The organism is Bacillus sp. TCT6 (genome assembly GCF_056033845.1).
Genome location: NZ_JBVYHX010000001.1, coordinates 327,789 through 354,552, shown reverse-complemented (window position 1 = coordinate 354,552; position 26,764 = coordinate 327,789). Strand labels below are relative to the sequence as shown.

Annotated in this window: 21 protein-coding genes; 8 read left to right on the top strand and 13 right to left on the bottom strand. The window is 35.2% G+C overall.

The annotated features are described in order from the left end of the window. The first annotated feature begins 318 nt into the window (after positions 1–318). Both AC0ONG_RS01635 and AC0ONG_RS01630 read left to right on the top strand, forming a co-directional pair. Complete coding sequence (locus AC0ONG_RS01635; protein WP_002083775.1) at positions 319–1,335, top strand: LCP family protein; 1,017 nt, start codon at positions 319–321, stop codon at positions 1,333–1,335. Positions 1,336–1,569: 234 nt separating this feature from the next. Continuing rightward, positions 1,570–2,832: a VanW family protein gene (locus tag AC0ONG_RS01630; protein WP_000777359.1), complete on the top strand. Its 1,263-nt coding sequence runs from the start codon at positions 1,570–1,572 to the stop codon at positions 2,830–2,832. Between the two features lie 42 nt (positions 2,833–2,874). On the opposite strand, the gene AC0ONG_RS01625 is transcribed toward AC0ONG_RS01630, so the two are convergent. Both AC0ONG_RS01625 and AC0ONG_RS01620 read right to left on the bottom strand, forming a co-directional pair. Beyond that, positions 2,875–3,147, bottom strand: coding sequence for a hypothetical protein (locus tag AC0ONG_RS01625; RefSeq protein ID WP_000288803.1), 273 nt, complete (start codon positions 3,145–3,147; stop codon positions 2,875–2,877). 16 nt (positions 3,148–3,163) lie between these two features. Continuing rightward, on the bottom strand, positions 3,164–3,682 hold the full coding sequence (locus tag AC0ONG_RS01620) for an RNase A-like domain-containing lipoprotein (RefSeq protein ID WP_000822702.1): 519 nt from the start codon (positions 3,680–3,682) through the stop codon (positions 3,164–3,166). A gap of 398 nt (positions 3,683–4,080) precedes the next feature. Between AC0ONG_RS01620 and AC0ONG_RS01615 the strand changes: the two genes are divergently transcribed. Next, entirely contained in the window at positions 4,081–4,629 is a 549-nt protein-coding gene (locus tag AC0ONG_RS01615) for a TVP38/TMEM64 family protein (protein WP_000852229.1), read from the top strand. A 63-nt stretch (positions 4,630–4,692) separates the two neighbouring features. Here the strand turns inward: AC0ONG_RS01615 and AC0ONG_RS01610 are convergent, their stop codons facing one another. The 3 genes from AC0ONG_RS01610 to AC0ONG_RS01600 form a co-directional block, all read right to left on the bottom strand. After that, on the bottom strand, positions 4,693–6,393 hold the full coding sequence (locus AC0ONG_RS01610) for a M4 family metallopeptidase (protein ID WP_000730396.1): 1,701 nt from the start codon (positions 6,391–6,393) through the stop codon (positions 4,693–4,695). A gap of 166 nt (positions 6,394–6,559) precedes the next feature. Then, entirely contained in the window at positions 6,560–6,685 is a 126-nt protein-coding gene (locus AC0ONG_RS01605; RefSeq protein ID WP_000720172.1) for an NprX family peptide pheromone, read from the bottom strand. A gap of 1 nt (position 6,686) precedes the next feature. Next, positions 6,687–7,958: a helix-turn-helix domain-containing protein gene (locus tag AC0ONG_RS01600; protein ID WP_001187951.1), complete on the bottom strand. Its 1,272-nt coding sequence runs from the start codon at positions 7,956–7,958 to the stop codon at positions 6,687–6,689. A gap of 198 nt (positions 7,959–8,156) precedes the next feature. On the opposite strand from AC0ONG_RS01600, the gene AC0ONG_RS01595 reads away from it, so the two are divergent. Beyond that, positions 8,157–9,620, top strand: coding sequence for a nicotinate phosphoribosyltransferase (locus AC0ONG_RS01595; protein WP_000150191.1), 1,464 nt, complete (start codon positions 8,157–8,159; stop codon positions 9,618–9,620). A gap of 203 nt (positions 9,621–9,823) precedes the next feature. Here AC0ONG_RS01595 and AC0ONG_RS01590 read toward each other — a convergent pair whose 3' ends face one another. The 7 genes from AC0ONG_RS01590 to fdhF all read right to left on the bottom strand — a co-directional run bounded on the left by AC0ONG_RS01590 (position 9,824) and on the right by fdhF (position 21,377). Next, positions 9,824–12,190, bottom strand: coding sequence for a heavy metal translocating P-type ATPase (locus tag AC0ONG_RS01590; protein ID WP_016078616.1), 2,367 nt, complete (start codon positions 12,188–12,190; stop codon positions 9,824–9,826). Positions 12,191–12,213: 23 nt separating this feature from the next. Continuing rightward, positions 12,214–12,591: an ArsR/SmtB family transcription factor gene (locus AC0ONG_RS01585; RefSeq protein WP_000918378.1), complete on the bottom strand. Its 378-nt coding sequence runs from the start codon at positions 12,589–12,591 to the stop codon at positions 12,214–12,216. A gap of 305 nt (positions 12,592–12,896) precedes the next feature. Then, positions 12,897–14,312 carry an amino acid permease gene (locus AC0ONG_RS01580; RefSeq protein WP_001284899.1) on the bottom strand — a complete coding sequence of 472 codons (1,416 nt, stop codon included), beginning with the start codon at positions 14,310–14,312 and terminating at the stop codon, positions 12,897–12,899. Between the two features lie 103 nt (positions 14,313–14,415). Then, a complete protein-coding gene (ald, locus tag AC0ONG_RS01575) occupies positions 14,416–15,549 on the bottom strand; it encodes an alanine dehydrogenase (protein WP_001219743.1) in 1,134 nt (377 codons plus the stop codon). Positions 15,550–15,918: 369 nt separating this feature from the next. After that, positions 15,919–17,790, bottom strand: a complete 1,872-nt coding sequence (locus AC0ONG_RS01570; protein WP_001164710.1) for a glycerophosphodiester phosphodiesterase — start codon at positions 17,788–17,790, stop codon at positions 15,919–15,921. Between the two features lie 155 nt (positions 17,791–17,945). Then, positions 17,946–18,428 carry a helical membrane plugin domain-containing protein gene (locus AC0ONG_RS01565; RefSeq protein ID WP_001040538.1) on the bottom strand — a complete coding sequence of 161 codons (483 nt, stop codon included), beginning with the start codon at positions 18,426–18,428 and terminating at the stop codon, positions 17,946–17,948. Positions 18,429–18,440: 12 nt separating this feature from the next. Next, on the bottom strand, positions 18,441–21,377 hold the full coding sequence (fdhF, locus tag AC0ONG_RS01560) for a formate dehydrogenase subunit alpha (RefSeq protein WP_000840671.1): 2,937 nt from the start codon (positions 21,375–21,377) through the stop codon (positions 18,441–18,443). Positions 21,378–21,677: 300 nt separating this feature from the next. Between fdhF and fdhD the strand changes: the two genes are divergently transcribed. Then, positions 21,678–22,484: a formate dehydrogenase accessory sulfurtransferase FdhD gene (gene fdhD, locus AC0ONG_RS01555; protein WP_000529230.1), complete on the top strand. Its 807-nt coding sequence runs from the start codon at positions 21,678–21,680 to the stop codon at positions 22,482–22,484. A gap of 227 nt (positions 22,485–22,711) precedes the next feature. After that, positions 22,712–23,218 (top strand): GNAT family N-acetyltransferase, encoded by a 507-nt coding sequence (locus tag AC0ONG_RS01550; protein WP_000405874.1) that lies wholly within the window; start codon positions 22,712–22,714, stop codon positions 23,216–23,218. A 440-nt stretch (positions 23,219–23,658) separates the two neighbouring features. On the opposite strand, the gene AC0ONG_RS01545 is transcribed toward AC0ONG_RS01550, so the two are convergent. Next, positions 23,659–23,781: a hypothetical protein gene (locus AC0ONG_RS01545; RefSeq protein ID WP_001068388.1), complete on the bottom strand. Its 123-nt coding sequence runs from the start codon at positions 23,779–23,781 to the stop codon at positions 23,659–23,661. Between the two features lie 586 nt (positions 23,782–24,367). On the opposite strand from AC0ONG_RS01545, the gene AC0ONG_RS01540 reads away from it, so the two are divergent. Continuing rightward, entirely contained in the window at positions 24,368–25,723 is a 1,356-nt protein-coding gene (locus AC0ONG_RS01540; RefSeq protein ID WP_000239356.1) for an RNA-guided endonuclease TnpB family protein, read from the top strand. A 341-nt stretch (positions 25,724–26,064) separates the two neighbouring features. Beyond that, positions 26,065–26,736, top strand: a complete 672-nt coding sequence (locus AC0ONG_RS01535; RefSeq protein ID WP_000238957.1) for a response regulator transcription factor — start codon at positions 26,065–26,067, stop codon at positions 26,734–26,736. Positions 26,737–26,764 lie beyond the last annotated feature (28 nt).

Below are 26,764 nucleotides of genomic sequence, written 5' to 3'. Positions count from 1 at the left end.
TATCATTTTCTTATCCCTATCTTTTGTATACAATAACGAATAGATGTCTTATAAAGTGAAACTTTACTCAGAGGGGCTATCCCCCTCTGAGTATTAGCCTTCACCAATCGGGCTTTTACGGGCAGTTAACTCCCACCTAACTTCCTTGCGTTCGCTGGACTTTGAGGTGGGAGTTTTACTGCCCGTTAATGCGGGATAAATAATCAAGACATCTATTTTTTATACATGTACAATCGCTTTTATTTAGCGTAAAATATTTTTTATGTGTTTGAATACACTTCTAAATGTATATACTTCGATAGTTTTAAAGGAGAAAAAATGATGAAATCCGACCCGAACAACAATACGCGAGCCAGAAAAGGACGCTCAAAGAAAAAACGCCTACTTTGGTTCCTTCTTATTCCATTACTAATTGTAGCACTTGGAGCAGGAGGCTACTCCTTCCATATATACAGTAAAGCAAAGTCCGTCTTAAATAATGCTTATGCTGAACTAGGTCGAGGAGATAAGTCCAGTAAACGTGAAAAAGCTGTTAAACCTATGACCGACAACATTTCTGTACTAATTATGGGTGTTGATGAAAGTGATATTAGGGAAAAAGGTTATGGAAAAGCAACTCGAACAGATGCGTTATTACTTGCAACAATTAATAAAAACGATAAATCCGTTAAACTTGTAAGCATTCCACGTGACTCACGCGTCTACATTAAATCACGTGATAAATACGATAAAATCACACATGCGCACGTATTCGGTGGTGTAGACAGCACAATTGATACGGTAGAGAACTTTTTAGATGTTCCAGTTGACTACTATGTAAAATTCAACTTTAAATCATTTATTAAAATTGTTGATTCCCTTGGTGGTATTACTGTAGACGTTCCAGTTGAGTTCACAGAGCAAAATAGTAAAGATGAAGCAGATGCAATTCATCTAAAAAAAGGACGTCAACATTTAAATGGAGAAGAGGCACTGGCACTGGCTAGAACTCGTCATATCGATAGTGATTATATGCGTGGTCAACGCCAACAGCTTGTATTAGAGGCCATTGCTGAAAAGGCACTATCTCTTAATTCCATTAATAAAATCGGAGGCCTACTAGACGCTGTCGATAAAGACTTAAAAACCAATTTAACTTTTGATGATATGATGACAATTACAAAAAATTCAATGGATTCAAATTTAAAGATGGAAAAAATGCAAGTAGAAGGTACAGATAAATATATAGGCGGTATTTATTATTACGTTCCAAATGAAAAAAGCGTCAATAATATTTCGACAAAACTACAAGAACATCTCGGTGTTACGAATAAAAATGAGCATAAAAAATTATAATAAAAAGGCTGCTAGATTTCTCTAGACAGCCTTTTTATTATATTTTTCAACATATTTTTCATACACATTGTGACAAGAAGTGACAATTATTACAGCGGTGTAACATTTTTTATGAAAACATTACACACACAGTGAAAATAATAGTATACTAGTACGTACATAATGTTATTTTCATCATTTTTATACAAAAAATGTAATACATATATTTATACATAAATTTCTGGGGGGAAATAAATGAAGCTAAGTAAAATACTGATCGGTTCTGCAATTGCTGGGGGCATATTACTTTGTGTAGGCGGTGTTGGGGGATATCAATATGTCTCCAAATTAAATAATCAATTAGATACTACTGCATTACCGAATACTACATTTGAAGGTATTTCTCTCGATGGAAAAAATAAGAAAGATATTCAAGCAATTATTAATCAAAAGGTAACTGAATTAGATCAAAAATCCCTTACCTACATATTCCAAAACGAAAAACAAACTTACACATGGAAAGATTTAGGGATAAATTATAAAGAGAAAGATATTATTGACAAAATCTTTAAAGAACAAGAAGGAAACGTAATGAATCGTTACAAAATGCGTAAGCAAGCTGAAAACGGTGAATTAAAACGTGACTATAAATTAACACCACAATTAAATGCAACAGCTTATGAAACCTTTATAAAAGATAAATATAATGAAACATTAAAAAATCCTATTAATGCAGAATTCAGTATTGAAGGCTCAACAGTAAATGTTAGTCAAAGCCAAAACGGAGAAAAAATTGATAAAGGGAAACTAAACGGTTTAACAAACGAAGCTATTACTACCGGTAAATCAGATGTTACATTGCCAGTCACATTCATAAAACCAGAACGCTCTACAGAAGACATACAGAAAATGGGGATTAAAGAAGTCATCGCTGAATATTCTACTCCAATGGCCGGCCGTAACGGAAATCAATCATTTAACGTAAATAAGTCAGCCAATACTTTAAGTGGGGTTATTGTCGCACCTGATGAAACGTTTAGTTTTAACGGCCGCGTTGGCGTAACTGATGCTGCACATGGTTACAAATCTGCAGCAGTATATTCACAAGGTAAAGTAATACAAAGTGCAGGCGGAGGAGTTTGCCAAGTCAGTAGTACATTATACAGCGCAGCTTTAAGGGCAGATTTAGGCATTGTTTCTCGAAGCAATCATTCTATGCCGGTAAATTATTTACCACTTGGGCAAGATGCAGCAGTAGCAGATTATGGTCCAGATTTAAAATTTAAAAATAATACGGGCAATCATATTTATATTCAAGCATTTTCAAATGGAGGTAGTATTACTACACGCATTTTCGGTACAAATACTGGTAAAAATGTTGAAGTTTCTTCTCAAGTAATTAGTAGGACTAGTGATAAAATCACAGCGGTTACGTATAAAAAAGTAACACAAAACGGGGAAGTAATATCAAATGGACAAATTTCAAAAAGCGTATATAAAAGCGCTCCAAAAGAATAGCTAATATCCACCGAATAGCATAAAGAAAAAGGCGTGATTATATCACGCCTTTTTCTTTTGCAGTAATAGTAAAAAAGTTTCAAGATGGTCTTTCGTTTCTTCTAAAGACCACATACGATTGCCTTGCTTCGCAGCTAATACACACGCCTCTTCCCACGCGTTCTTTTTCTTCATATTTATTAATTCATCACGTAATTTCAAAACAATTTCTTCGTCTTCTTGTTCAATAAACTCTTCCATCACGCTTACTATTTCATCCTCATGAATACTTAACGTACAGTACGATTTAAGAAAGTATTGTAATGTCGTATACATAATGTACTCCCCCTTCTTATTTATCAGATGGATAAGAAGTAATAATCTTAAACCCTAATTCTCCTGACTTATCTCTTGCTAAAACAGTAACAGTTTTTACCAACTTGTCTTTTAAACTCATATTTTTCTTTATTACCGTTTTTCCAACCGGGAATGAATGTGTTGTATTTAATACGAGACGAGCCTCTTTAGAATTTTTTAACCAGTCTTGAATTTCCTTATCATGCTGCTTCAAACTATCTTTTACAGCTTTCGTTGCTATTTCCTTGTCATAGTATGTACTTGCTGCTGATACTTTATCTGTCTTCAAGCGATTCTTCAAATCTTCTTCTGATTTGCCTACATGTCTTTCAATCGTATGACCATTTTTAGGTGGCCCTTCCATTTCATCTAAAATATTATCACTAATTTTTTCTACTGATGTCGATTGATTCCCTGTTTGTTTCTCTGTTTTTTGTTCTTTTCCTGCACATCCACTTAAGATCAGCATTAGTGCCAATAAACCACTCAAGAAAAGACTACTTATTCGTTTCATCATATCACCTCTTTCATGATTATTATCGCAACTTCACTAAAAGTCAATTTCACAACGAAAAAATCTATCAGTTTTCATTTTTTTCATCTATTTTTCCATATTTACCCGCGCAATTTCATCAACCCTCTATTTTTCGACTTTTATAATATATACCCCCTATATTTTATGATTATTCCCCAGATTAAAACACTGATAACATAACTATAAAACTCTTTTATACAAAGGTTTTTATAGTGTTTTAAAAAATATTTTAAAATACCCCCATTTTTATATACCTAATACCCATATAAGGTATAAAGCCCCCTTCTTATCAACGTTTTTCTACATTATGTAAATTTACCCTTGCCTATACAAACGAAATATGGTGTAATGCAAAAAAAGATAAAGGATTTTAAACAATGGCTGAAACGATTCAAAATTTCTTAACAGAATACTATTCAATCGCAATTCCACTTAGTATCTTAATTAACATCATCATTAGTCTTTTAGGTGTTATTCCTAGCATCTTTTTAACCGCCATTAATATACAGCTCTTCGGTGTAACAAATGGCACAATCATTTCGATCGCAGGTGAGGCCTTAGGGGCTATTATCTCGTTTTATATTTATCGCATAGGCCTTCAAAAGTTCACTCACGATAAAGTAAATAAGTACCCAAAGGTAGAGCGTCTTCTTTATGTAGAAGGTATAGAGGCCTTTCTACTCGTTCTATCGTTTCGATTGATACCTTTCATCCCATCAAGTATCGTGACTTTATTTGCAGCTCTAGGGAAAATGTCATTACTCTCCTTCAGTATTGCCAGTACAATAGGTAAAATACCGGCCTTATTGATTGAAGTATATTCGGCATATCATGTTATGAACGGAACAAATGAAGCGAAGTGGATTGTAACAATCGCAGGCGCTATTGGATTGTTTTATTTGTGGAAAAAATGGAGAAAAAAATAAAGAAGGAGCCTATGCTCCTTCTTTATTTTTGAAGTATTTTATTAATAGCTATCCTTTAAATCCTTAGTTAATACCAACAGCACTAAATGATTGCTTAACTGCTGCTACTTCCGCAGAAGTCGCACCATATAAATCAGCTGCCGCTTGCACTGCACCAGCACGAGCTTGGCTAAATGTAGTAGATTGCGTGAAATATTGTGTGTTTGCACGGTAATAAATTGCACCTAACTTATCTTTACCAATGCCCGTTACAGTTACACCCGAATGCGTACCACCATTTGCTAATAAATAAGCTTGTTTGTTAATGATACCACTGTTTGTATGAACCCCACCGTTATCACTAGTACCAGTGTAACGCTTAGAATAGTGGTCTGGATCACCATATTTCGTTGGATCACTCATAGAGCGAAGCGCATCTCCTGCTTTGCCAGGCGTATAAATATCTTCCCCAATTTCCCAATCTGGGTTACGGTTATCATAATACTCTACTAATGTACCAAAAACATCTGAAATAGCTTCATTTAATGCTCCTGATTCATTTTGATAAATTAAATCTGAGCTATACTCTGTAACAGCATGCGTTAATTCGTGACCAATTACATCAATACCACCAGATAATGAAGTGAACGTTACACCATCACCATCTCCGTATACCATTTGTGAGCCGTTCCAGAATGCATTATTATACTTACTTCCGTAATGAACTGTTGATTTTAATGGTGCTCCTGCATCATTAATAGAGTTTCTATTAAATGTAGCTTTATAGTAATCATATGTTTTACCTGCATAGTAATGAGCATCTACTGCTGCTGCATCATACGCTGCATTGAAAACATTATCTGCATCTACCCATAATGTTCCTGGTAATGTTGAGCGGTTTTTCGCATCATATGTGAAAATCGTTGCTCCGCGCGTATTATCTTGTAAATAGTAAGATGATGCAGATAACGTTGTATTAAGCGATTTCGTATCTCCTAATACACCTTTACCAGTACCCACTGCATTTGTTCCTGTTACAGGCTTTACAGCTGGTTTCGCTTCCTGTTTAGGTGCCTCTTGCTTAACTGGTGATTTATCTTCATTTGCTACATGATCAAGCTTATTATATTTATTTAATACTTTACCGCTACCTGCTTCAATGAAATAGTAGTAGTTTCCTGGGCTCGGCTCTAAGAAGTTTAAATTTACAACGTATGCATATGTTGTTTCTTCACCATTTTGATATACATATAAGTCCGCTTTTGGTTCTACCTCATATTTAGGTGTAACACCTAAATCTTTTTGCGCAATTTCAATTGCTTTTGCGCCTTCGATCTTATTTTTATTTTTCAACTTTTCTTTTTTGTCTAAATCAGGTGCAACTGTTCCAGACAATACTTTTAAAGAACCATCTTTACTTACGTGAGCTACTTGCGTAGAACCCCATACAGGTACTCCTTCGTATACTTGTTGTAAACGTAATACTGTTGAATCAGTTACAGCATCTTTCTTCGCTTGTTTCACTTTGAAAGAATCTTGCGCACTCTTTTCCCCTAACTTATAATCACCTTTTGCTGCGTTTAAGTAATCAAACACAACAGATTCTGCTTTCTTACCAGTTGCTCCAGTTAAATCCCCAGAAACAAACTCCGGTGACTGTACTGTCTCATTGTACTTCTTCGTAGAGAGCACATTTTTAGAATCTGCAAATGCAGAGCCTGTCCCTCCAAACGTTGTAACTGCCATTCCTGTCGCTAACACTAACGCTAAACTTTTCTTTTTCATGAACCTTCCCCCTAATAAATTATTTTTTGAAAAAGAGTAGTTTCATATTAGCATTATGTTTTCACTATTAATATACTAAAAATTCAATTAATTTATTTCTCAAGTTTTGTAGAATTTTGAGGAACAAATATTGAAAAACCCCCTTCCGATTGGAAAGGGGTTTCTGTTAAGAATTTATTAATTCTACTACTTTTTCTCCTTGACCATAAATATCCGATGTCCAAGCATATTGCGGTTCCAATACCACTAATACAGCTACCAAAGCCAAAGCACCAATAATTATTTTTTTCATATTATTTTCCTCCCTTTTCTTCTAATAAATTAATTGCTAATTTATAGTAGTTATTACTTTCCTTAAATTCTAGTAATTCCTCGTGATATCCTGCTAGTTCTAAATACACCATTTTTAATTCCTTTTTATTTTCTTCGCCTCTAAAAAATGGGATTGCCTCAACTTCTAAAAATCTTTTATAAACATCTTTCGTTTCAAAGTATTTATTCTTAAGCATTGAAAGTATATATAGCATACTTTTATACTTTTCATCCCTCTTGGCAACATCTATTCCTTTATTAATCCAATCTTTCGCTTCTTCAAATTCTTTTAATTCAATACACTGCAAAGCGATCTCATACACTGCATCAATATAATTTAAATCCTCTTCCTTTTTGTACTTTAGGCATTGTAAATAATAATCTTTTGCTTTTGAATAATCTTTTAAGTTATAGTACAAGAAGCCTAAATTATTTAAAGCAATAGCTGTTATACTTTCTTTATCAGCAAAAGAATTTGCTTCCCTCAAAATATTATTATAAATAGATAGTGCTTCATTATATTGCTTTTTTTGTATATAACTCAACGCAATAAGTAACTGGCAATTTATCACATAACGGAATTTATATTCATTCTTAAATCCTTCCATTGCTACATTAGCAAAATGTAAAGTCATATGTTCAACTTCTAATTCATTATAAACAAGAGCCAAATTGAAATATATTCCATTCTCATGATAACCTTGTTCCTTTGCCATTACTTCTGTTCGAGTCAAATACTCCAATGCCTTCTTATATCTATGTTGTAAAAAATAATATAACCCTTTGCTATACGTATATAATAATTTTTGGAATGGTGAATACTTTTTGTACATCTTCTTTAAGCTCTCTAACTCTTTTTCGACAGCAGGAAAATCCCTTTTCATAATTAAATAACGTGTATACAGCAGTTTATAATAATTTATAATTTCAAAATCCAACACATGCTTCATTTCACCTTGTAACTCTTCATATATACGTTCTACTTGTGGCTTGTCCAAATGAACTAGTGCATTCAGCCATTCATCCAACTTCCCCTTCACATCTTCTTCTACATCCCTCAAATCCGTCACGGCAATTTCTAACCTTGTGCAGAGCAATTGTAGAATTTCTTCTGATGCTTCGATCTTTCCATTTTCGATTTTACTTAAGTATGAGACAGAACAAATGCCCTGACATAATTCTTCTTGTGTCATTTTTTGCTGAAGCCGTTTGTAAAAGACTTGTTTGCCTATTTTTTCTAATGTTTGTTGCATTGTCCTCCTCCATTCTCATTACCCCATTACTCTAATAATACATAAAATCTGGAGAAATATAAATTGATAAATATAAATTTTCTAAAAAATATGCATAATTTCATTTTTTTCTCTCTTGACTTCACTTCAATATCTCTTCTTTGCTACGAATGGTGAAAAGTTGGTATACTATAACCAAATTATGGAGGTGTTCTCGCGATGACTCATTATAAAGACGATAGTTATGCCTTACATACAGACCTATATCAAATCAACATGGCTTATACATATTGGAAAGATGGTATTCATAATCGCCGTTCCGTTTTTGATTTATACTTTCGAAAGCTTCCATTCGAGAACGGTTATGCTGTTTTTGCTGGACTGGAGAAAATTGTAGAGTACATAGAAAATTTCAGCTTTACTGAAAGCGATATCGCTTATTTAGCAGAATTACAATTTGAAGAAGAATTCCTTCATTATTTACAAAATATGAAATTCACTGGGACGATTCGTAGTATGCAAGAAGGTGAAGTTGTATTTAATAACGAGCCTTTATTACGTGTTGATGCACCACTTGGTGAAGCACAAATTATTGAAACCGCCCTCTTAAATATTGTGAATTACCAAACATTAATTGCAACAAAAGCTGCTCGTATGAAACATGCTGCAAGTAATGATGAGCTTTTAGAGTTCGGCACAAGACGTGCCCATGAGTTCGATGCTGCCCTTTGGGGGACACGCGCTGCCTTTATTGGTGGTTTCTCCTCTACAAGCAACGTTCGTGCTGGGAAACGCTTCGGGATCCCTGTAGCTGGCACACACGCTCACTCTTTCGTTCAAGCATATCGCGATGAATACGTCGCGTTTAAGAAATACGCTGAAACTCATAAGAAGTGCGTCTTTCTCGTTGATACATATGACACATTGAAATCTGGTGTTCCAAATGCAATTCGTGTTGCAAAAGAATTTGGGGATCGTATTGATTTCTATGGTATACGTCTTGATAGTGGTGATATGGCTTATTTATCGAAAAAGGCACGAAAACTACTAGATGAATCAGGATTTACAAATACAAAAATTATCGCTTCTAGCGATTTAGATGAATACACAATTATGCACCTTAAATCTCAAGGGGCGAAAATTGACGTATGGGGTGTTGGGACAAAATTAATTACGTCCTTTGAGCAACCTGCATTAGGGGCTGTTTACAAACTAGTTGCGATTGAAGATACTGACGGAAAATTAAATGATACGATTAAAATTTCATCTAATCCTGAAAAAATTACCACTCCAGGACTGAAACGAATTTATCGTATTATCAATCGGGTTAACGATCATGCAGAAGGCGATTATATTGCGTTAGATTCTGAAGAACCTGGAAAAGAAGAGCGCTTAAAAATGTTCCATCCAGTTCACACATATATAAGTAAATTCGTAACAAACTTTGAAGCCCGTGAACTCCATAAAGACATTTTCGTTAACGGTGAAAGAACATATGAACTACCAAGTATATTAGATATTCAACAATATAATGAACAGAGTCTCGCTCTATTTTGGGAAGAATACATGCGAACTTTAAATCCCGAAGAGTATCCTGTCGATTTAAGCCAAGAATGTTGGGATCATAAAATGAATTACATTCAAACTGTTCGAGAACAAGTTGAAAAAAACATACAAAAGTAAACAGAGAAGTTTCTCCTTCTCTGTTTTTTCAATACTATATGGATATTTGTAAAAAATATATTAAAATAATACGACGAATGTTTTTTATTTGTAAATTTTAATATCATATTATTCAAAAGTAAAATAATATTTGATATTATTTTATTAAATCAATTTCAACAAAATAACCAATAAAAAAGGGGACGCAGGTTGCGTCCTCTTTTTTATAAATCTTTCACTCGTAATACACGCATTGCATTTAACACTGCAAGTAGTGTCACACCAACATCTGAGAAAACAGCTTCCCACATTGTTGCAATACCAAAGGCACCAAGTAATAGAACGATCCCTTTTACACCTAAAGCAAAGATGATATTTTGCCACACTATACTTCTTGTGCGTTTTGCAATTTTTACAGCTGTCGCAATTTTTGAAGGCTCATCAGTCATAATAACGATGTCTGCCGCTTCAATTGCTGCATCTGATCCTAAACCACCCATCGCAATACCAACGTCTGCACGGGCTAATACTGGTGTATCGTTAATACCGTCACCAACGAAGGCAATTTTTTCTTTTCCATGCTTCGCTGCATCAATTTTTTCAATCTCTTCTACTTTTTGTTGCGGTAGTAATTCCGCATGAACTTCATCTAAGCCTAATTCTTTACCGACAGCTTCACCAACTGTTTTTGCATCACCAGTTAACATTACTGTCTTTTTAATACCTAGTTCTTTTAACTTTTGAATCGCTTGTTTCGAATCCTCTTTTACCTCATCAGAAATAACAATATAACCTGCATATTTTCCATCTATAGCAACGTGAACTAATGTACCTACTGTTTCTGGTTGTTTAAATTCAATATTTTCTTTTCTCATTAATTTTGCATTACCTGCAAAAATTTCTTTTCCTTGTACTTTTACGACTGTACCGTGACCAGAAATTTCGTTATAATCATCGATTATTTTTTCATCAATTGATTTTCCATATGCCTTTCGAATAGATTGGGCAATTGGATGGTTAGAATACACTTCAGCAAATGCCGCATACTCTAATAACTCTTCGCTTGTAGTACCTTCGCTCGGTTCCATTTTTGTAACTTTGAAAACACCTTTTGTTAATGTTCCTGTTTTGTCAAAAACAATATATTTTACATCATTTAAAGCTTCTAAATAGTTACTACCTTTTACTAACACACCACTTTTAGATGCACCACCGATACCTCCAAAGAATCCAAGAGGAATGGATACAACTAACGCACATGGACAAGAGATTACTAAGAACACTAAAGCTCTATAAATCCACTCAGAGAATGTAGCCCCTTCTAAAATAAGCGGTGGAATAAACGCCATGATCGCCGCTGTAATAACTACAACTGGAGTGTAGTAACGCGCAAACTTCGTAATAAAGTTTTCTGTTGGTGCTTTTTTACTGCTTGCATTTTGAACTAAATCTAAAATTTTCGATACAGTTGATTCACCAAATTCTTTTGTAACTTCAATTGTCAACACGCCGTTTTGGTTCACAAAGCCACTTAATACATCATTTCCAACTTCAACTTCACGTGGTACAGATTCACCAGTTAATGCTGAAGTATCTACCATTGATGTTCCTTCAATTACTTTTCCGTCTAATGGTACTTTCTCACCTGGCTTAACGATAATATAATCGCCAATTTGTACATCTTCTGGTGATACTTGTTTCGTTTCATTTCCAACCTTTACATTCGCATAATCAGGACGAATATCCATTAATGAAGTAATTGATTTTCGAGAGCGGTTTACCGCAATGCTTTGGAATAGTTCTCCTACTTGATAAAATAGCATTACTGCTACAGCTTCTGAATATTGCTGAATTGCAAAAGCTCCTACAGTTGCAATTGCCATTAAGAAGTTTTCATCAAATACTTGGCCACGAGTTATGTTTTTTACCGCTCTCCAAACGATATCTCCACCTATTAATAAATAAGCAAGGACGAATAACGGAATTGTTACCATTTGTGGTAAGCCCGCTAATGCAGCAATTGCCGTCAAAATTCCGCCAACCACTAATCTCCCTACCATCTTTTTCACATTTGCTTCACCATGATCGTGACTATGTCCGTGGTCATGACCGTTCTTCTCTTCACGAACAACTTTCACATCTGGCTCTAACTTTTGAACGACATTTGTTATATTTGCTACAGTCGCTTCTAGTTCTCTTTTATTCGCAATTTCTACTCGTAGTTTCTTCGATACGAAATCAACAGTTGCTTCTGAGACAGCTGGCATTTCCTTAACTTTATTTTCAATTTTCATTGCACAGTTCGCGCAATCTAAACCTTCTAATATAAATACTTCTTTAGCAATTTTATTTTTTTGTTCTTCTTGCACTTTAATATGCGGTTCTAATTTTGTAACGAGTTGTTTTGCTTCCGTAACAACTTCGTTTTCTTTATTTTGTGCTGTTTCTAAGATCATTGTCTTTGTTGCGAAGTTTACAGAGCAAGAATTTACTCCTTCTATATTCCCAACACCTTTTTCAATTTTCATTGCACAGTTCGCACAATCTAAACCTTCTAACATCAATTTCTTTTTCACTAATGCTTCAGCCATCGTTCTCCCTCCTCGCGTTCTTTTTATTCTTCTTCGTTTACGTGCTCAAACGCTTGCTCGAAGATATGAATTACGTGCTGATCAGCTAACGAATAATAAACAACCTTTCCTTCTTTACGATTCTTTACAAGTTTCGCTTGCTTTAACACACGAAGCTGATGCGAAATAGATGATTGTGTCATTCCTAATAAATAAGCTAAATCACAAACGCACATCTCAGCTTCAAATAGCGCATGTAATATTCTCGTACGTGTACGGTCACCTAATACTTTAAATAGTTCTGCTACTTTACTTAAACTTTCATCAGTTGGAATTGTTTGTTTTACTTGCTCAACAACTTCTTCATGAATTATCGTTTGAGAACATGTCTCTTGTGGTGTTTCTACTTTATTTCCAGCCATTATAGCTCACCTCTTTAATTGAACATATGAACAATCATTCATATATTTTATACTCTTATTATATGAGCACCTGCTCATATGTGTCAATGAAATCTGAATTTTTTTATGAACATTTTAATAAGGCATATACATATTTTCCGCATCCTCTATATTCTCATACAAAAAAGGATGCACAAGTCGCACACCCCTTTTTTTCATATTCCGACATAAAAATTCAACAAAGTAATATATGTTCCCTTTATTTCAACAAAAGAAAAAGCCTTGCGCGCTCCCTAGACGCACAAGGCTTACTGTGTTATATCCCTTTAATTAGCTTGATCTAAATTATCCTGCGAACTGCTATCGTCTTTTAAATGACTATGTTTTTTCGAATAAACAAAGTATACAACTACTCCAATTGCTAACCAAATACCAAAGTATATCCATGTTGTTAACGGTAAATTTACCATTAAGAATAGACAACATGCAATTGAAATAATCGGTAAGATCGGTACAAGTGGTACCATAAATCCACGTTGTAATTTCGGATGCGTTTTACGAAGAATGATAACAGTTACACCAACCATGGCGAATGTTAATAACGCTCCAATATTCGCTAAATTCGACAATTCTTTTAAATCGATAAATCCAGCAATTAAAGCACTACCAATTCCTGTTAACCAAACTGAAAATGTTGGCGCTTCAGTCTTCTTGTTAATTTTCGCAAAAGATTTTGGTAATAAACCATCACGGCTCATTGCGAAGAATACACGTGTTGTCGCATAAATGTAAGCGAAAATTACAGCCATAATACCAATTACAGCTCCAATTGCAATTACACCAGCCACTTTATCTTGTCCTACAACTTCTAACACATACGCCATAGCTTCAGGTACATCTAATTCCTTATAAGAAACCATACCTGTCATAACGAGACAAACTACAACATAAATAATTGTACAAATAACTAACGAAGCAATAATACCAATTGGTAGATCACGTTGCGGATTTTTTACTTCTTCAGCAGAAGTTGCTAATGCATCAAATCCTAAGAAAGCAAAGAATACTGCTGCTCCCCCTGCGAACACTCCACTTAAACCGTAAGGTGCAAATGGTATCCAGTTTTCTGGTTTCACGTAGAATACACCAACTGCAATGAATAAAACAACAATACCAATTTTAATTAATACCATTATGTTATTCACACGCTTACTTTCTTTCGTACCTCGTGATAATAACCAAGTTATCACTAACGTAACAATAACTGCTGGTAAGTTTACCATACCACCTTGCGCTGGAATCGTTAGCAACGCTTTCGGAATTTCTAGTCCCAGCCCACTCACTAAATTATTGAAATAACCCGTCCATCCGCCAGCTACTGCGGCAGTCGTTACGACATATACGGATAACAATGTCCATCCCATTAAATGAGCAACAAACTCACCAATTGTTGCATACGAATATGTGTACACACTACCTGAAACAGGAAGTGTAGATGCAACTTCTGCATAACATAATGCTGCAAATCCACAAACAATTGCTGCAATCATAAATGAAAAAATAACTGCTGGACCAGCATCTCTTGCTGCTACTAATCCAGTTAATACTAGAACTCCTGTACCAATTATCGCACCAATCCCTAGCATTGTTAGGTCAAATGCCCCTAGCGTTTTCGTCAAAGTTTTACTTTTACTTTCCCCTAACAATTGCGTAACGGATTTCTTTTTAAATAGGTTGGCCACGATGTATGCCCCCTTTTGCCAAGAAGAGCTAAGAGATCTTCACTCTTAGCTCTTATCATGTTGTTTTATATATTGTTCGATTTTGTTTTGTATAATGCTTCTATTAGCAAGATACTGTCTTTGCTTCTAATAATTCTTTAGCACCTTTGTACTCTACACCGTGAGCTTCTGCAACTGCTTCGAATGTTACATAGCCATCTAATGTGTTAATACCTTTTAGTAATGCAGAGTTACCTAGGCAAGCTTCTTTGTAGCCTTTGTTAGCAATTTGTACTGCATATGGTACTGTTACGTTTGTTAATGCAAGAGTTGATGTACGTGGAACCGCACCTGGCATGTTTGCAACTGCATAATGAACAACGCCGTGTTTTTCGTAAGTTGGGTTATCATGAGTTGTAATACGGTCAGTTGTTTCGAAAATACCACCTTGGTCAATCGCGATATCTACAACAACAGAACCTGGTTCCATTGATTTAATCATTTCTTCTGTTACAAGTTTTGGAGCTTTTGCACCTGGGATTAATACTGCACCGATTACAAGATCAGACTCTTTAACAGCTTCTGCAATATTGTAAGGATTAGACATTAAAGTTTTTACTTGGTTTCCGAAAATGTCATCTAATTGACGAAGACGTTCTGCGCTTAAGTCGATGATTGTTACATCCGCACCTAGTCCAACTGCAATTTTAGCAGCATTTGTACCAGCTTGTCCACCACCGATGATTGTTACTTTACCACGTTTAACCCCTGGAACACCTGCAAGTAAGATACCTTTACCGCCTTTGTTTTTCTCAAGGAATTGTGCACCAATTTGTGCAGCCATACGACCAGCTACTTCACTCATAGGTGCAAGTAATGGTAATGAACGGTTTTCTAATTGTACTGTTTCATATGCGATAGAAACAACTTTTTTCTCGATTAAAGCTTTTGTTAATTCTGGCTCTGGAGCTAAGTGTAAGTATGTGAACAAGATTAAGCCTTCACTGAAGTGTTTGTATTCGCTTTCAATTGGTTCCTTAACTTTCATAACCATTTCCATGTTCCAAGCTTCTTCAGCTGTATCAACAATTTTTGCTCCCGCTTCAACATACTGAGCGTCTGTGAAACCAGATCCTAAACCTGCACCCTTTTGAATGAATACTTCGTGATTGTTACGAATTAAATGTACAACACCTGCTGGTGTCATTGCCACACGGTTTTCGTTGTTTTTAATTTCTGCTGGTACCCCAATACGCATAATGAAATGCCCCCTTATAATTAACAGAAAAAAGAGATTCTTTTTTCTTTTTGTAATAATTAATAACTTATGTCCTTATTCTAGCATAACTTAAAAGTTATGAAAACGCTAACATACCATTTTCCTAAAGTTTTTATATTTAGAATAGTGTAAATATAAAAAACATTGATTCTATTAGGGGTTTTGTGTCATTCCATTATCTTTCACTCTATTTTTATTATACTATTTCAAAATAAACAGCAATCATTTATTATTTGACAATAATGTAACAATGTAAGAAACCTAAGCGATAACGTATACATATACAGTTATTACTTTACTCAATACTTTAGAGATATATTCTTTTCACAAAAAAACAGCTGCTAGCATTTAGCTAGCAGCTGGGTAACTTATAAATAACTTAGAAAATAAATCATCTGTCGTTTCAGTAATTTTATCAAACAGATCACTTTCTTCCGCTTCTTGCTCTTTTAACATCTTAATTGTTTCACGTGCATCTTCAGGATAATCGGTTATGATACCATCTACGTTTAACTTATAATATGCCTTTAAATTTTCCATATCATTTACTGTCCATACGTAAATTGGTTTGTTTAACTTCCTTGCTTCTTTTACTAATTTCTTATTTAACATATATTCTTCTGCTACGTAAAAGTCAGCCTTCACATTCTTTAAGTTAGCTCTACTTGCATACAATATATACCCTACTTTTATATCTGGATTTGCACGTTTAAACTCTTTAATAAGTGGATAGTGTAACGTTTGAATTACACATTGCTTCTCAAATTCATTATCTTTAATCGTTTTTAAGACTTTGTTTACAAAATCTTTTTCGCCCCCATGAAGCTTCACTTCTATATTAAGTTTGATTTTGCCATTTGCTAGCTTAATGATTTCATCAAGTGTACTTATTTGTCCTGAAAGTCCATCTTGACTAAGGGTAAGCTGCCTTAACTCAGCCATCGTTAAATCTGACACATGCACATTGGCATTGGCAAGACGCTTCAGCTTCAAATCATGTATAACCGCTAGTTCACCGTCTTTCGTTTGTAATACATCTATTTCAGCGTAGTCTGCTTTTGCATCAATAGCACCTTGCACAGCTTCTTTCGTATTTTCTACGCCTTTTGATATATACCCGCGGTGCGCCATAATAATTGGTTCTTTATACGAATTTGAAATAAACGTTACAATGAAGGCAACAACCATTCCAGCAGTAATAATCCCCACAATATATACGCCAATAAATTTCCAACGATGTTTTTGGAAGAAACATTTATCTGCTTTCGTTTTCGAATAATCTAATCCTTCTTCTAATAAAACATCTTCAACCGGTACCTTTTGTAAGTATAATCGCGTAATCGCCATAATATAAAATGGCGTCACGATAAAACTAAATAAATACAATGTACTCGTTAAAAATACAGAAATCGTTGATTCTGCTAATAATGCAAATGTTCCTTTCGGATTTGTAAATTCATAAACACCCCATAGGCACAATAAATATATTCCCAAAAATACGACATATACAATTCCAATTGAAATAAAAAATCCTACTAAAAAGAGCAGTACTTTAAAAAAGCTTTCCTTTACTAAAGTTGCACTTTTACGTGCTGCCACGCGAAATGATTTTTGCTCTAAAACAACAATAGGTAGAACGAAAATCCATCGAAGATTTATATACGCGACTACAGCAAAGAACGTGTAATAACCAACTTGTCCCATCGTTGTCTTAAACAGTTCTCCTGTAATGAAGTTAGGAATTTGAATTTGCGGGATTAATGCCGTTTCATATCCCATATTTAAAAGAGGCAACAATACGACAGCATATAAAATAAATCCTGGTAAGCAATATGTGAAAAGAGTAGGTAAATACGTTACCGTTTTATATAAAATCGGACGTAATTTCACCTTCTGTCTTTTATGAGCGAAATACGAAATAATAATAAGCACCGCAAATTCTGTAAAGATAAGAAACAGTGCTAACAATGACAAAATTACGATTGCTAAGATGCCATAAGGCGTCTTTAAAAACGCTAATAATTCATCATTTGTCGCATTTGCATAACCACCAAAATACAATAATTTATTAAAAATGATTCCAAATAGTGGAACAAACACAATCGCTGCTAATAATTTATAAGCAAGTTGAAAAGTTAATACATTCCAAAAAGCAAATTTAACTGTTTGAAAGGAATGTCTCATTACTCCTGGTATAGATAGTTTTTTACGGTGTTGCATATACTCCTCCAAATTCTAAAACGGTATTTGAGATGGATTCCATATTTCCAGTTCTAATCCATCTTTTTAATAATAATATATTCCGCTTAACATGAACACTCTTATACATATAATGAAAAAAGTGATGGCTACTTCCCATCACTTTTTCATTTATTCTATTTTTTCTCTAGCCCTTGTCCAAATGCTTTCAAGAAGCTAAAACCGAATGTAATAGCTCTATTGATATCTGGATCTTTTAATACTTTAAAGAAATCCATCACTTTTGTTTTTTTACCACAATTTAATTCATCTGTTGCAAATTGCAATCCTGTAACTAAACTTGACGTAATTTGCTTCGTTATTTCTGGGTCAACTGAAGATAACGCTTCTCCTGCCCCCATCATATTATTTAACGCATTTTTAACGGGTTCACGATTTAATTGCTCCACAGCGATTTTTGAAACATCTTCCTTCGCAGCAAGTAAACTAATTGCCGCATCTAATATACCAGCCTTCTGCAACTGTGCTAAAAGCTGCATCGTTTCTTCTACTGCTTCACGATTATTAGATAGCTCATTTAGAAGTTCATCTGCTACTTGCTGTTTCTGTTCTTCCTCTGTTACAACTTTCTTTTTAATTACAGTAATTTCTTTCGCCACTATCTCCGCCCCCTAGTCCACAAGTGATACGTATTGTTTTCTTTGCCATTTTTGCTCGATTTCAACACCGTTTTGCGGATTACGCTTTTTATCTCTCGGGTTTGAAGATGGTAACGGACGATTCCCTTTTTCACGTAGTACACGCATCTTTACCATCGTTTGTTTGTACGCTGGTGTACATGTATAAAGATCTGTCGCCGTTCCAGTTAAAATATTGATTGCCTCTTCATTTACCGTTGCATGCATCGGTAAATATAGCTCTTTCCCCGTTACACGATCTGTAACAAGTGCCTGTACTTTAATTTTCCCAAATGGTGATGCTAATTCTACAAGACCACCATCTTTCACATTGCGCTCTAGGGCAAGTTCAGGCGAGATTTCAACGAACACTTCAGATACTTTAGATAAAATACCAGCCGATTTATTCGTCATATTCCCTTCATGGAAATGTTCTAACATACGACCATTATTTAAAAGTAAATCATACTCATCTGGTGCTACAACTGGTGGTACCCATTCATCTAATGATAGACGAGCTAGTTTATCCGGGAAGTTAAATCCGTCCACATATAATAGCGGTGTATCACTGCCATCATGGCTACCCCAACATAAACTATTCCATCCTTCTAAACGATCGTATGTTGCCTGAGAATATAAAGGTGCAAGCGATGCGATTTCATCCATGATTTCACTTGGACTTTCATAATTCCAGTCCCCGCCAAGTGCACGAGCTACTTTTTGTAAAATCCACCAGTCTGGCTTTGAATCACCAAGCGGCTTCAATACTTCATATAATCTTTGAATACGGCGCTCTGTATTCGTAAATGTTCCCTCTTTTTCTAAGCTTGGTGCTGCTGGTAAAATAACATCAGCAAAACGAGCTGTTTTCGATAAGAACATATCTTGAACAACAAGGAAATCTAAATTCGCTAAAATATGTTGTACATGGTTGGCATTCGAATCTACTAAAGCCATTTCTTCACCCATAACATACATACCACGCAGTTTCCCTTCATCTGCCGCCAGTAACATTGCAATATTATTTAAGCCTGGTGCTTTCGGAATTGTAGTACCGTATGCTTTTTCAAATTTCGCACGGAGCGCATCATCTGAAACTGCTTGGTAACCTGGAAGCCAGTTTGGTAATGTTGCCATATCACAAGCGCCTTGTACGTTATTATGTCCGCGTAATGGATATGCTCCTGCACCAGGACGACGATAGTTACCCGTAACAAGCAATAGATTTGAAATTGCTGCTGAAGTTGTACTTCCTCCAGTATTTTGAGTTACACCCATTCCCCAAAGTACACAAGTACCATCTGCTTCATATACCATACGAGCCATTTCTTTCAGATTTTCTTTCGAAATCCCCGTAATTTCTTCTGTATAATCAAGCGTATACTTTTCTACCATTTTGCTATATTCATCAAAATTCTTCACATTTTCAGCTATGAACTTTTTATCGTGCCAATCTTGATCAATAATATATTTCGTAATACCAGCGAGCCATACGTAATCAGTTCCTTGGCGCGGATGAATGAATAAATCCGCACGCTCTGCCATTTCATGTTTACGAAGGTCTGCCACAATTAATTTTTGGTCATGTAATTTATGAGCACGTTTTACACGCGTTGCAAGTACAGGATGTCCTTCTGTTGGATTTGCTCCAACGATAATGACAAGGCCTGCTTCCGCAATATCTTTCACTGTTCCAGCGTCCCCGCCCATACCGACAGTTTTAAATAAACCGTCTGTTGCTGGAGATTGACAATAACGGGAACAGTTGTCTACATTATTCGTTCCATATATTTGACGGGCTAGTTTTTGCATAAGATAATTTTCTTCATTCGTTACTTTCGAAGAAGAAATAAACCCAAATGCATCACTTCCATATTCTGATTTAATATGCTGCATATTGGATGCAACAACTTCCAGAGCCTCTTCCCATGAAGCTTCAACAAACATATCTCCTTGGCGAATTAATGGCTTTGTAATACGATCTTCACTGTTTACAAAATCCCATCCAAATTTGCCTTTTACACATGTGGAAATACCGTTAACCGGCGCATCTGAAACAGGCTGCACTTTCAAAATGTGGCGGTCTTTCGTCCATACTTCAAATGAACAACCTACACCACAAAATGTACAAACTGTTTTTGTTTTATTCACTTTCGTCTTACGCATCGCAGCCTCTACTTCTGAAACTGCTAAAATACTACTATATCCCGGCTCTACATCCTTTACAAAATCAATCATCGGATCTAACACATCCGGTTTCAATCCTGTCATGAATCCAGCTTCACCCAGCATTGTTTTTTCCATTAACGCATTACATGGACATACTGTTACACACTGCCCACAACTTACACAAGATGAGTCATTTATACTTACACCATTGTCCCATATAACACGTGGACGGTCTAAGCTCCAATCAATTGATATAGTTTCATTCACTTGTAAGTTTTGACATACTTCTACACACTGCCCACAAGCAATACATTGATTTGGATCATATCGATAAAATGGATGTGACATATCCACTTCACACGCACTTACTTTTGGCTCATACGGATATTTCTGTTCCTCAATTCCCATCATATGTACTGTATTATGGACTTTACAGTTACCATTATTGTTATCACAAACGGTACAATACAATAGATGATTCTCTAATATTCGATCCATTGCCTCAGTCTGTGCCTCTTTTGCACGCTGGGACTGTCTTTCGATATGCATACCGTTCTCTAATTTCGTTGAACAAGCACGCAATAACTTTCCATTTACTTCTACAATACACGTATCACAAGTTTGAATTGGATCTACTTCTGGTACATGACAAATTTGAGGATGTTCCAAATTACTCTCGTTAAATAATTGTAGTATCGTCTTTTCACCTGATGCAGAAAATTCTTTACCATCGACGGTTACACGGACTGTCTGTTCTGCCATAGTTTCCCCTCTCCTTACAACCAACTGTACAACACAATTATGAATCCGTTTTCAAAATCGCATTACTGTACATATTTTTGAAACGCTCTACCCAAATACTTTCTTATGAAGTCGATTCTAGATGTTATAAGGTATAACTACGAAAGCTTGAAAATATCACTATTCTACAGTTCTATTATATCGTACATATACAATAATAACCAAAATAATCTGTGATCTTCTTGTTAATAGGTGTTTTTATTTTTTCCATTGTTTTATGATAAATGTGGGAGAGAAATACATATAAAAGGGGAATTAAATATGGGGCCTACGCAAGAGACTTATACAATTGTACGTTATCAATCTGGTACATTTTCAAAACAACTTGATGAGATTGTCACAGAATCTCCTATTACTATTAAATTGAATGGTGAAGAATATGTAACAGTCGTATGCACACCAAATTATATTGAAGATATGGTAATTGGTTTTTTAATTTCTGAGGGGATTATTTCTTCCTATAAAGATGTTGAAGAACTATGGGTTCAAAAAGATAACGGAATTGTCCATGTAAAATCATCAAAAGTGAATCCGCTCTATCAAACTTTATATAATAAACGATACATCACTTCTTGCTGCGGAAAAGGTAGACAAGGTTTTATTTTCGTAAACGACGCAGCAAAAGCAAAAGACTTACATGATATACATGTAAAAATTACTCCTGAAGAATGCTTTCATTTAATGAATACCTTGCAACAATCTTCTACTACATTTCGCCAAACTGGCGGTGTTCACAATACCGCGCTATGTGATCGAAACAATATCCTCCTATCAAGAATGGATATTGGAAGACATAATGCATTAGATAAAATATATGGTCATTGTTTGCGTAACGATATATCCATTAAAGGAAAAATCATCGCATTTAGCGGACGTATTTCATCCGAAATTTTACTCAAAGTTTCAAAAATCGGATGTGAAATTGTTCTATCTAAATCCGCTCCAACAAAACTGGCATTGCAACTTGCCCATGATTTAGGCATTACAGTCGTAGGGTTTATTAGAAATGAATCTTGTAATATTTACACACATCCAAAACGAATTGATGGCTATCAATCCAATGTTTAAAAAATAAATCCTCAATCGAGGATTTATTTTAGTTATAAAAATGTAACATATTAAACACTTGAATAGTTAACAAAGTTAATATATAATTTCATTACATAATTAAAACAAAACATTGTAGCATATATCTTTTCATTCTTTTACAAATTAAAAGAGAATACTAACAAAACATATACTCAATCTTATAAAAGTAATGGATTTATTTGAAATCCACCAGGGAGGTTACAACTATGGAAATTCGCTTATTAACAACAGAGGACGCAGAAATATATTTAAAAGTTTGTATGGAAGGTTTAACGAAAAATCCGGAAGCTTTTAGCTCTTCTTATGAAGATGTTTTGAAACATGAGGATCCTGTAGCTGCTATGGCTAAACGATTAAGCAATCCGGATAAGTATACTCTAGGTGTCTTCAAAGATAATGATTTAATTGGTATCGCTACTTTAGAAACAAAACCATTTATTAAACAAGAACATAAAGCAAAAATTGGCTCCGTTTTTGTTTCTCCAAAAGCACGTGGTCTCGGAGCAGGACGAGCTCTCATTAAAGCCATTATTGAAAACGCCGATAAATTACATGTAGAACAACTTATGCTCGATGTTGTAGTTGGTAACGCTGGTGCCAAAAAATTATATGAATCATTAGGTTTCCAAACTTACGGCGTACAAGAACGTTCATTAAAACATAACGGTCAATATTGGGACGAGGAACATATGGTTCTGTTCTTAAATGATTAATACTTCAATATAAAGTGAAACTTTACTCAGTGGGGGATTTTTCCATCCCCCACTGAGTATTAGCTGAACCAATCGGGCTTTTACGGGGTAGTTTTCCAAAAACATCTTTCTTAATAAGAAAGATGTTTTTTTGCATTACAACAATGTAATCTTCATGTCACCTTTATCGATCGTACCAATCCTTACCATTCATTATACTAAAAATATAAAGTGAAACTTTAATTAGTAAAGCACCAATCACAAAATGAACGTATAGCATTCAATTGATATGTAGAGGAGAATGTGACATGAAACAAAACAAACGAGCTGTTCTTTTAATATTTACTACAGCAATTGTAACTTCTGGGTTAGCAATTTTACCTTGGTTTATTATATAAACACTCCCCCTAACAACGAAAAAAGCTTATCGCTTCTTAAGAAGCGATAAGCTTTTTTCGTTGTTATAAAATCCCCAAAATTTTATTTACACAACTTATAATAATAACCATAGATACGGCAATGCACATGACAACCGTATTACGATCTTGCTTTTCTTTTTTTGAAATTTCTTCTTTTGGATTCATGTGTATGATCTCCTTTTAAAAAAAGTGTGAGATAGGAAATTTTTCTTATCCGATGCGAGGTGAATACGAAAACCCTCTCTATCTCACATACACAATAGAATGGAATTGTCATTTTATAAATAAAATGACATGACGTTATGTCGCAACATAGGGTATTTTGTGTCGCTACGTTTTCTATTATAAAAAATAGTTGTGCAAAACTAGTGCATTTTTTATGTCAATTACTCTGAGCGAAAAAATCAGCCCTCCATTCAATCACATAAAAAGAGTTTTTATCCTTTTCGGCAAGAAGACTCCATCTGATTTGTGTTACGGGTGAAACCCAACAATTCAGGTGGAGATGAATTGCCGTCAGTCAATAAGGCTGAACTTTTTTGTTTCTTTTTGTCTTACGATACAATCTACTCTTAGATAAGGAGGGTATAGATCGTAAAACAACGAAATTGAATAATGATAATCATTCGGTTACTTGAGCCAAAAGGAATTACGATGAAGACTATATTCACATTTTGTTCCGTTTCATTTCAAATATTATCTTAGGGAAGAAATAATTTTAATGAACTCTCTGAGAAAGGTGGTGAAAACAATGGTTAAAAAGAAAGCAGTGAAAGTATTACGCAAACAAAAGAAAAGAGAAAACATGCAACGATTCACGCAGAAACAAAATATCGGACGAGCTAGTCTGACTGCAAAAGAATTCCGCTTACTGCAACGCATGTCACATAGTTCAAAAGCATTGCGAAATGTTGGATTGTACACGATGAAACAAAGTTATTTGAACCATAATAAAATGGCTACTGTAAAAGAAGTAGATACCGCCATGCAAGCCGATATGAACTACTGGGGCGTGCAATCAAACTCTGTGCAGGCTATTCGTAGAGCCTTATATGCAGAAGTGAAGAGCTTTTTTAAGGCATTGGAAAAGTGGAAGAAAAATCCTGAAGCATTCACAGGGCGTCCTAATTTTCCGAATTATTCTCATTCAACTGACAAACGAATCATTGAAATCTATCAAGTGCCAAAAGTGGATGATAACGGGTATTGGCTGATTCCGATGAGTGTTGCATTCAGAAAAAAATTCGGTTCCATTAAAATACGTATGCCGAAAAACTTAAGACATAAAAAAATCTCCTACATTGAGCTTGTACCGAAGCAAAAAGGTCGGTTCTTTGAGGTGCATTACACATATGAGATGCACGTTTCTCAAATGAAGAAAACATCCACGACTACGAATAACGCTTTGAGTTGCGATTTAGGTGTAGACAGATTAGTAAGTTGCGTAACCAATACAGGTGATACATTTTTAATTGATGGTAAAAAACTAAAAGCCATTAACCAATACTTCAATAAAATGATACGTAGTCTGCAACAGAAAAATGTTGAAAACGGAATTTCAAAACGAGTTGTAACGAACAAAATGGCTGCACTTTGGCATAAACGGGAAAGGCAAATAAATGGTTACATTTCACAAACTGTAGGCTTGTTGTTTAAAAAAGTGAAAGAATGTAGTGTAGATACGGTTGTAGTAGGTTATAACGCTGGTTGGAAACAAAAATCAGATATGGGAAAAAAGAATAATCAACAATTTGTTCAAATCCCGTTTCATAAACTGATTGCGGCAATTGAGAATAAATGTATAAAAGAAGGCATCCGGTTTTTCAAACAAGAAGAAAGCTATACTTCAAAAGCTAGTTTTCTTGATAAAGATCCGGTTCCAGTTTGGACTAAGGATGATAGGACACACTATCACTTTAGTGGCAAACGAATGACTCGTGGTCTGTACCAAAGTAAAGCAGGAACATGTATCCACGCTGATATTAATGGTGCGCTGAATACATTGCACAAATCAAAAGTGGTAGAATTGAAAGAGAATCTTAAAGTGAAAACGCCGATTCTATTAGAAGTGCAAAAACGTAAGGCTGTTGCTTCGCGCATAGCTTAGTGGGTGCGTCAACCATCCATATGTACTCGACTTGTCGGGGCTTGTAGCACACGCCAGATTCATCTGAGTGGTGGCTTCTTCCACAAGGGAGAATTGCTCTTTTTCGAAAGGGTGGTGCAAGTGGGAAAACAATCATTCGTTGCCAGTACCAACCAAAAACATACTTGGGGTGTTACCATAAGGTGGCATGAATGCTAGAGCGTCAAACTGTCTAGCGATGGACGAAAAGACCTAGCGTTCAAACTCAAGCCCCCACTGAAACGATTCATTTCAGTGGGGGTAGTTGACTATTTTCATGTAAACTATACAAGTAGAATGAACAGTTTGGGGTGCACAAGATTATGGTAAAAATTTTATTAGTAGACGATGAAGAACGTATGTTACGATTATTAGATCTGTTCTTAAGCCCTCGCGGCTATTTTTGTATGAAAGCTACCTCTGGCCTTGAAGCACTAAAATTAATCGAACAAAAAGAATTCGATATTATTTTATTAGATGTTATGATGCCAAGTATGGATGGATGGGATACTTGCTATCAAATTCGTCAAATTTCCAACGTTCCTATCATTATGTTAACAGCTCGCAACCAAAACTACGATATGGTGAAAGGCCTCACGATGGGCGCAGATGATTATATTACAAAACCATTTGATGAGCATGTATTAGTCGCACGAATCGAGGCTATATTACGCCGTACAAAGAAAGATGGCTTTGTTAGTTTCAATGGTATTGAGTGGGATAAAACGAAACATACTGTCACAGTTTATGATGAAAAAATCTCATTAACTCCTATCGAATTTTCGTTACTCGGACTATTTTTGCAAAATACAAACCGTGCTTATAGCCGAGATGATTTAATCGAAAAAATTTGGGGCTATGAAACAGATATCGAATATAGAACAATTGATTCACACATTCGTAATATCCGTGATAAACTACGCAAAAAAGGATTTCCAATTGAAGATTACCTAGAAACGGTCTATAAAGTCGGATATAAATGGAAAAGTGAATAATTACTTCGGTCAGTGGGAAATCGTATAC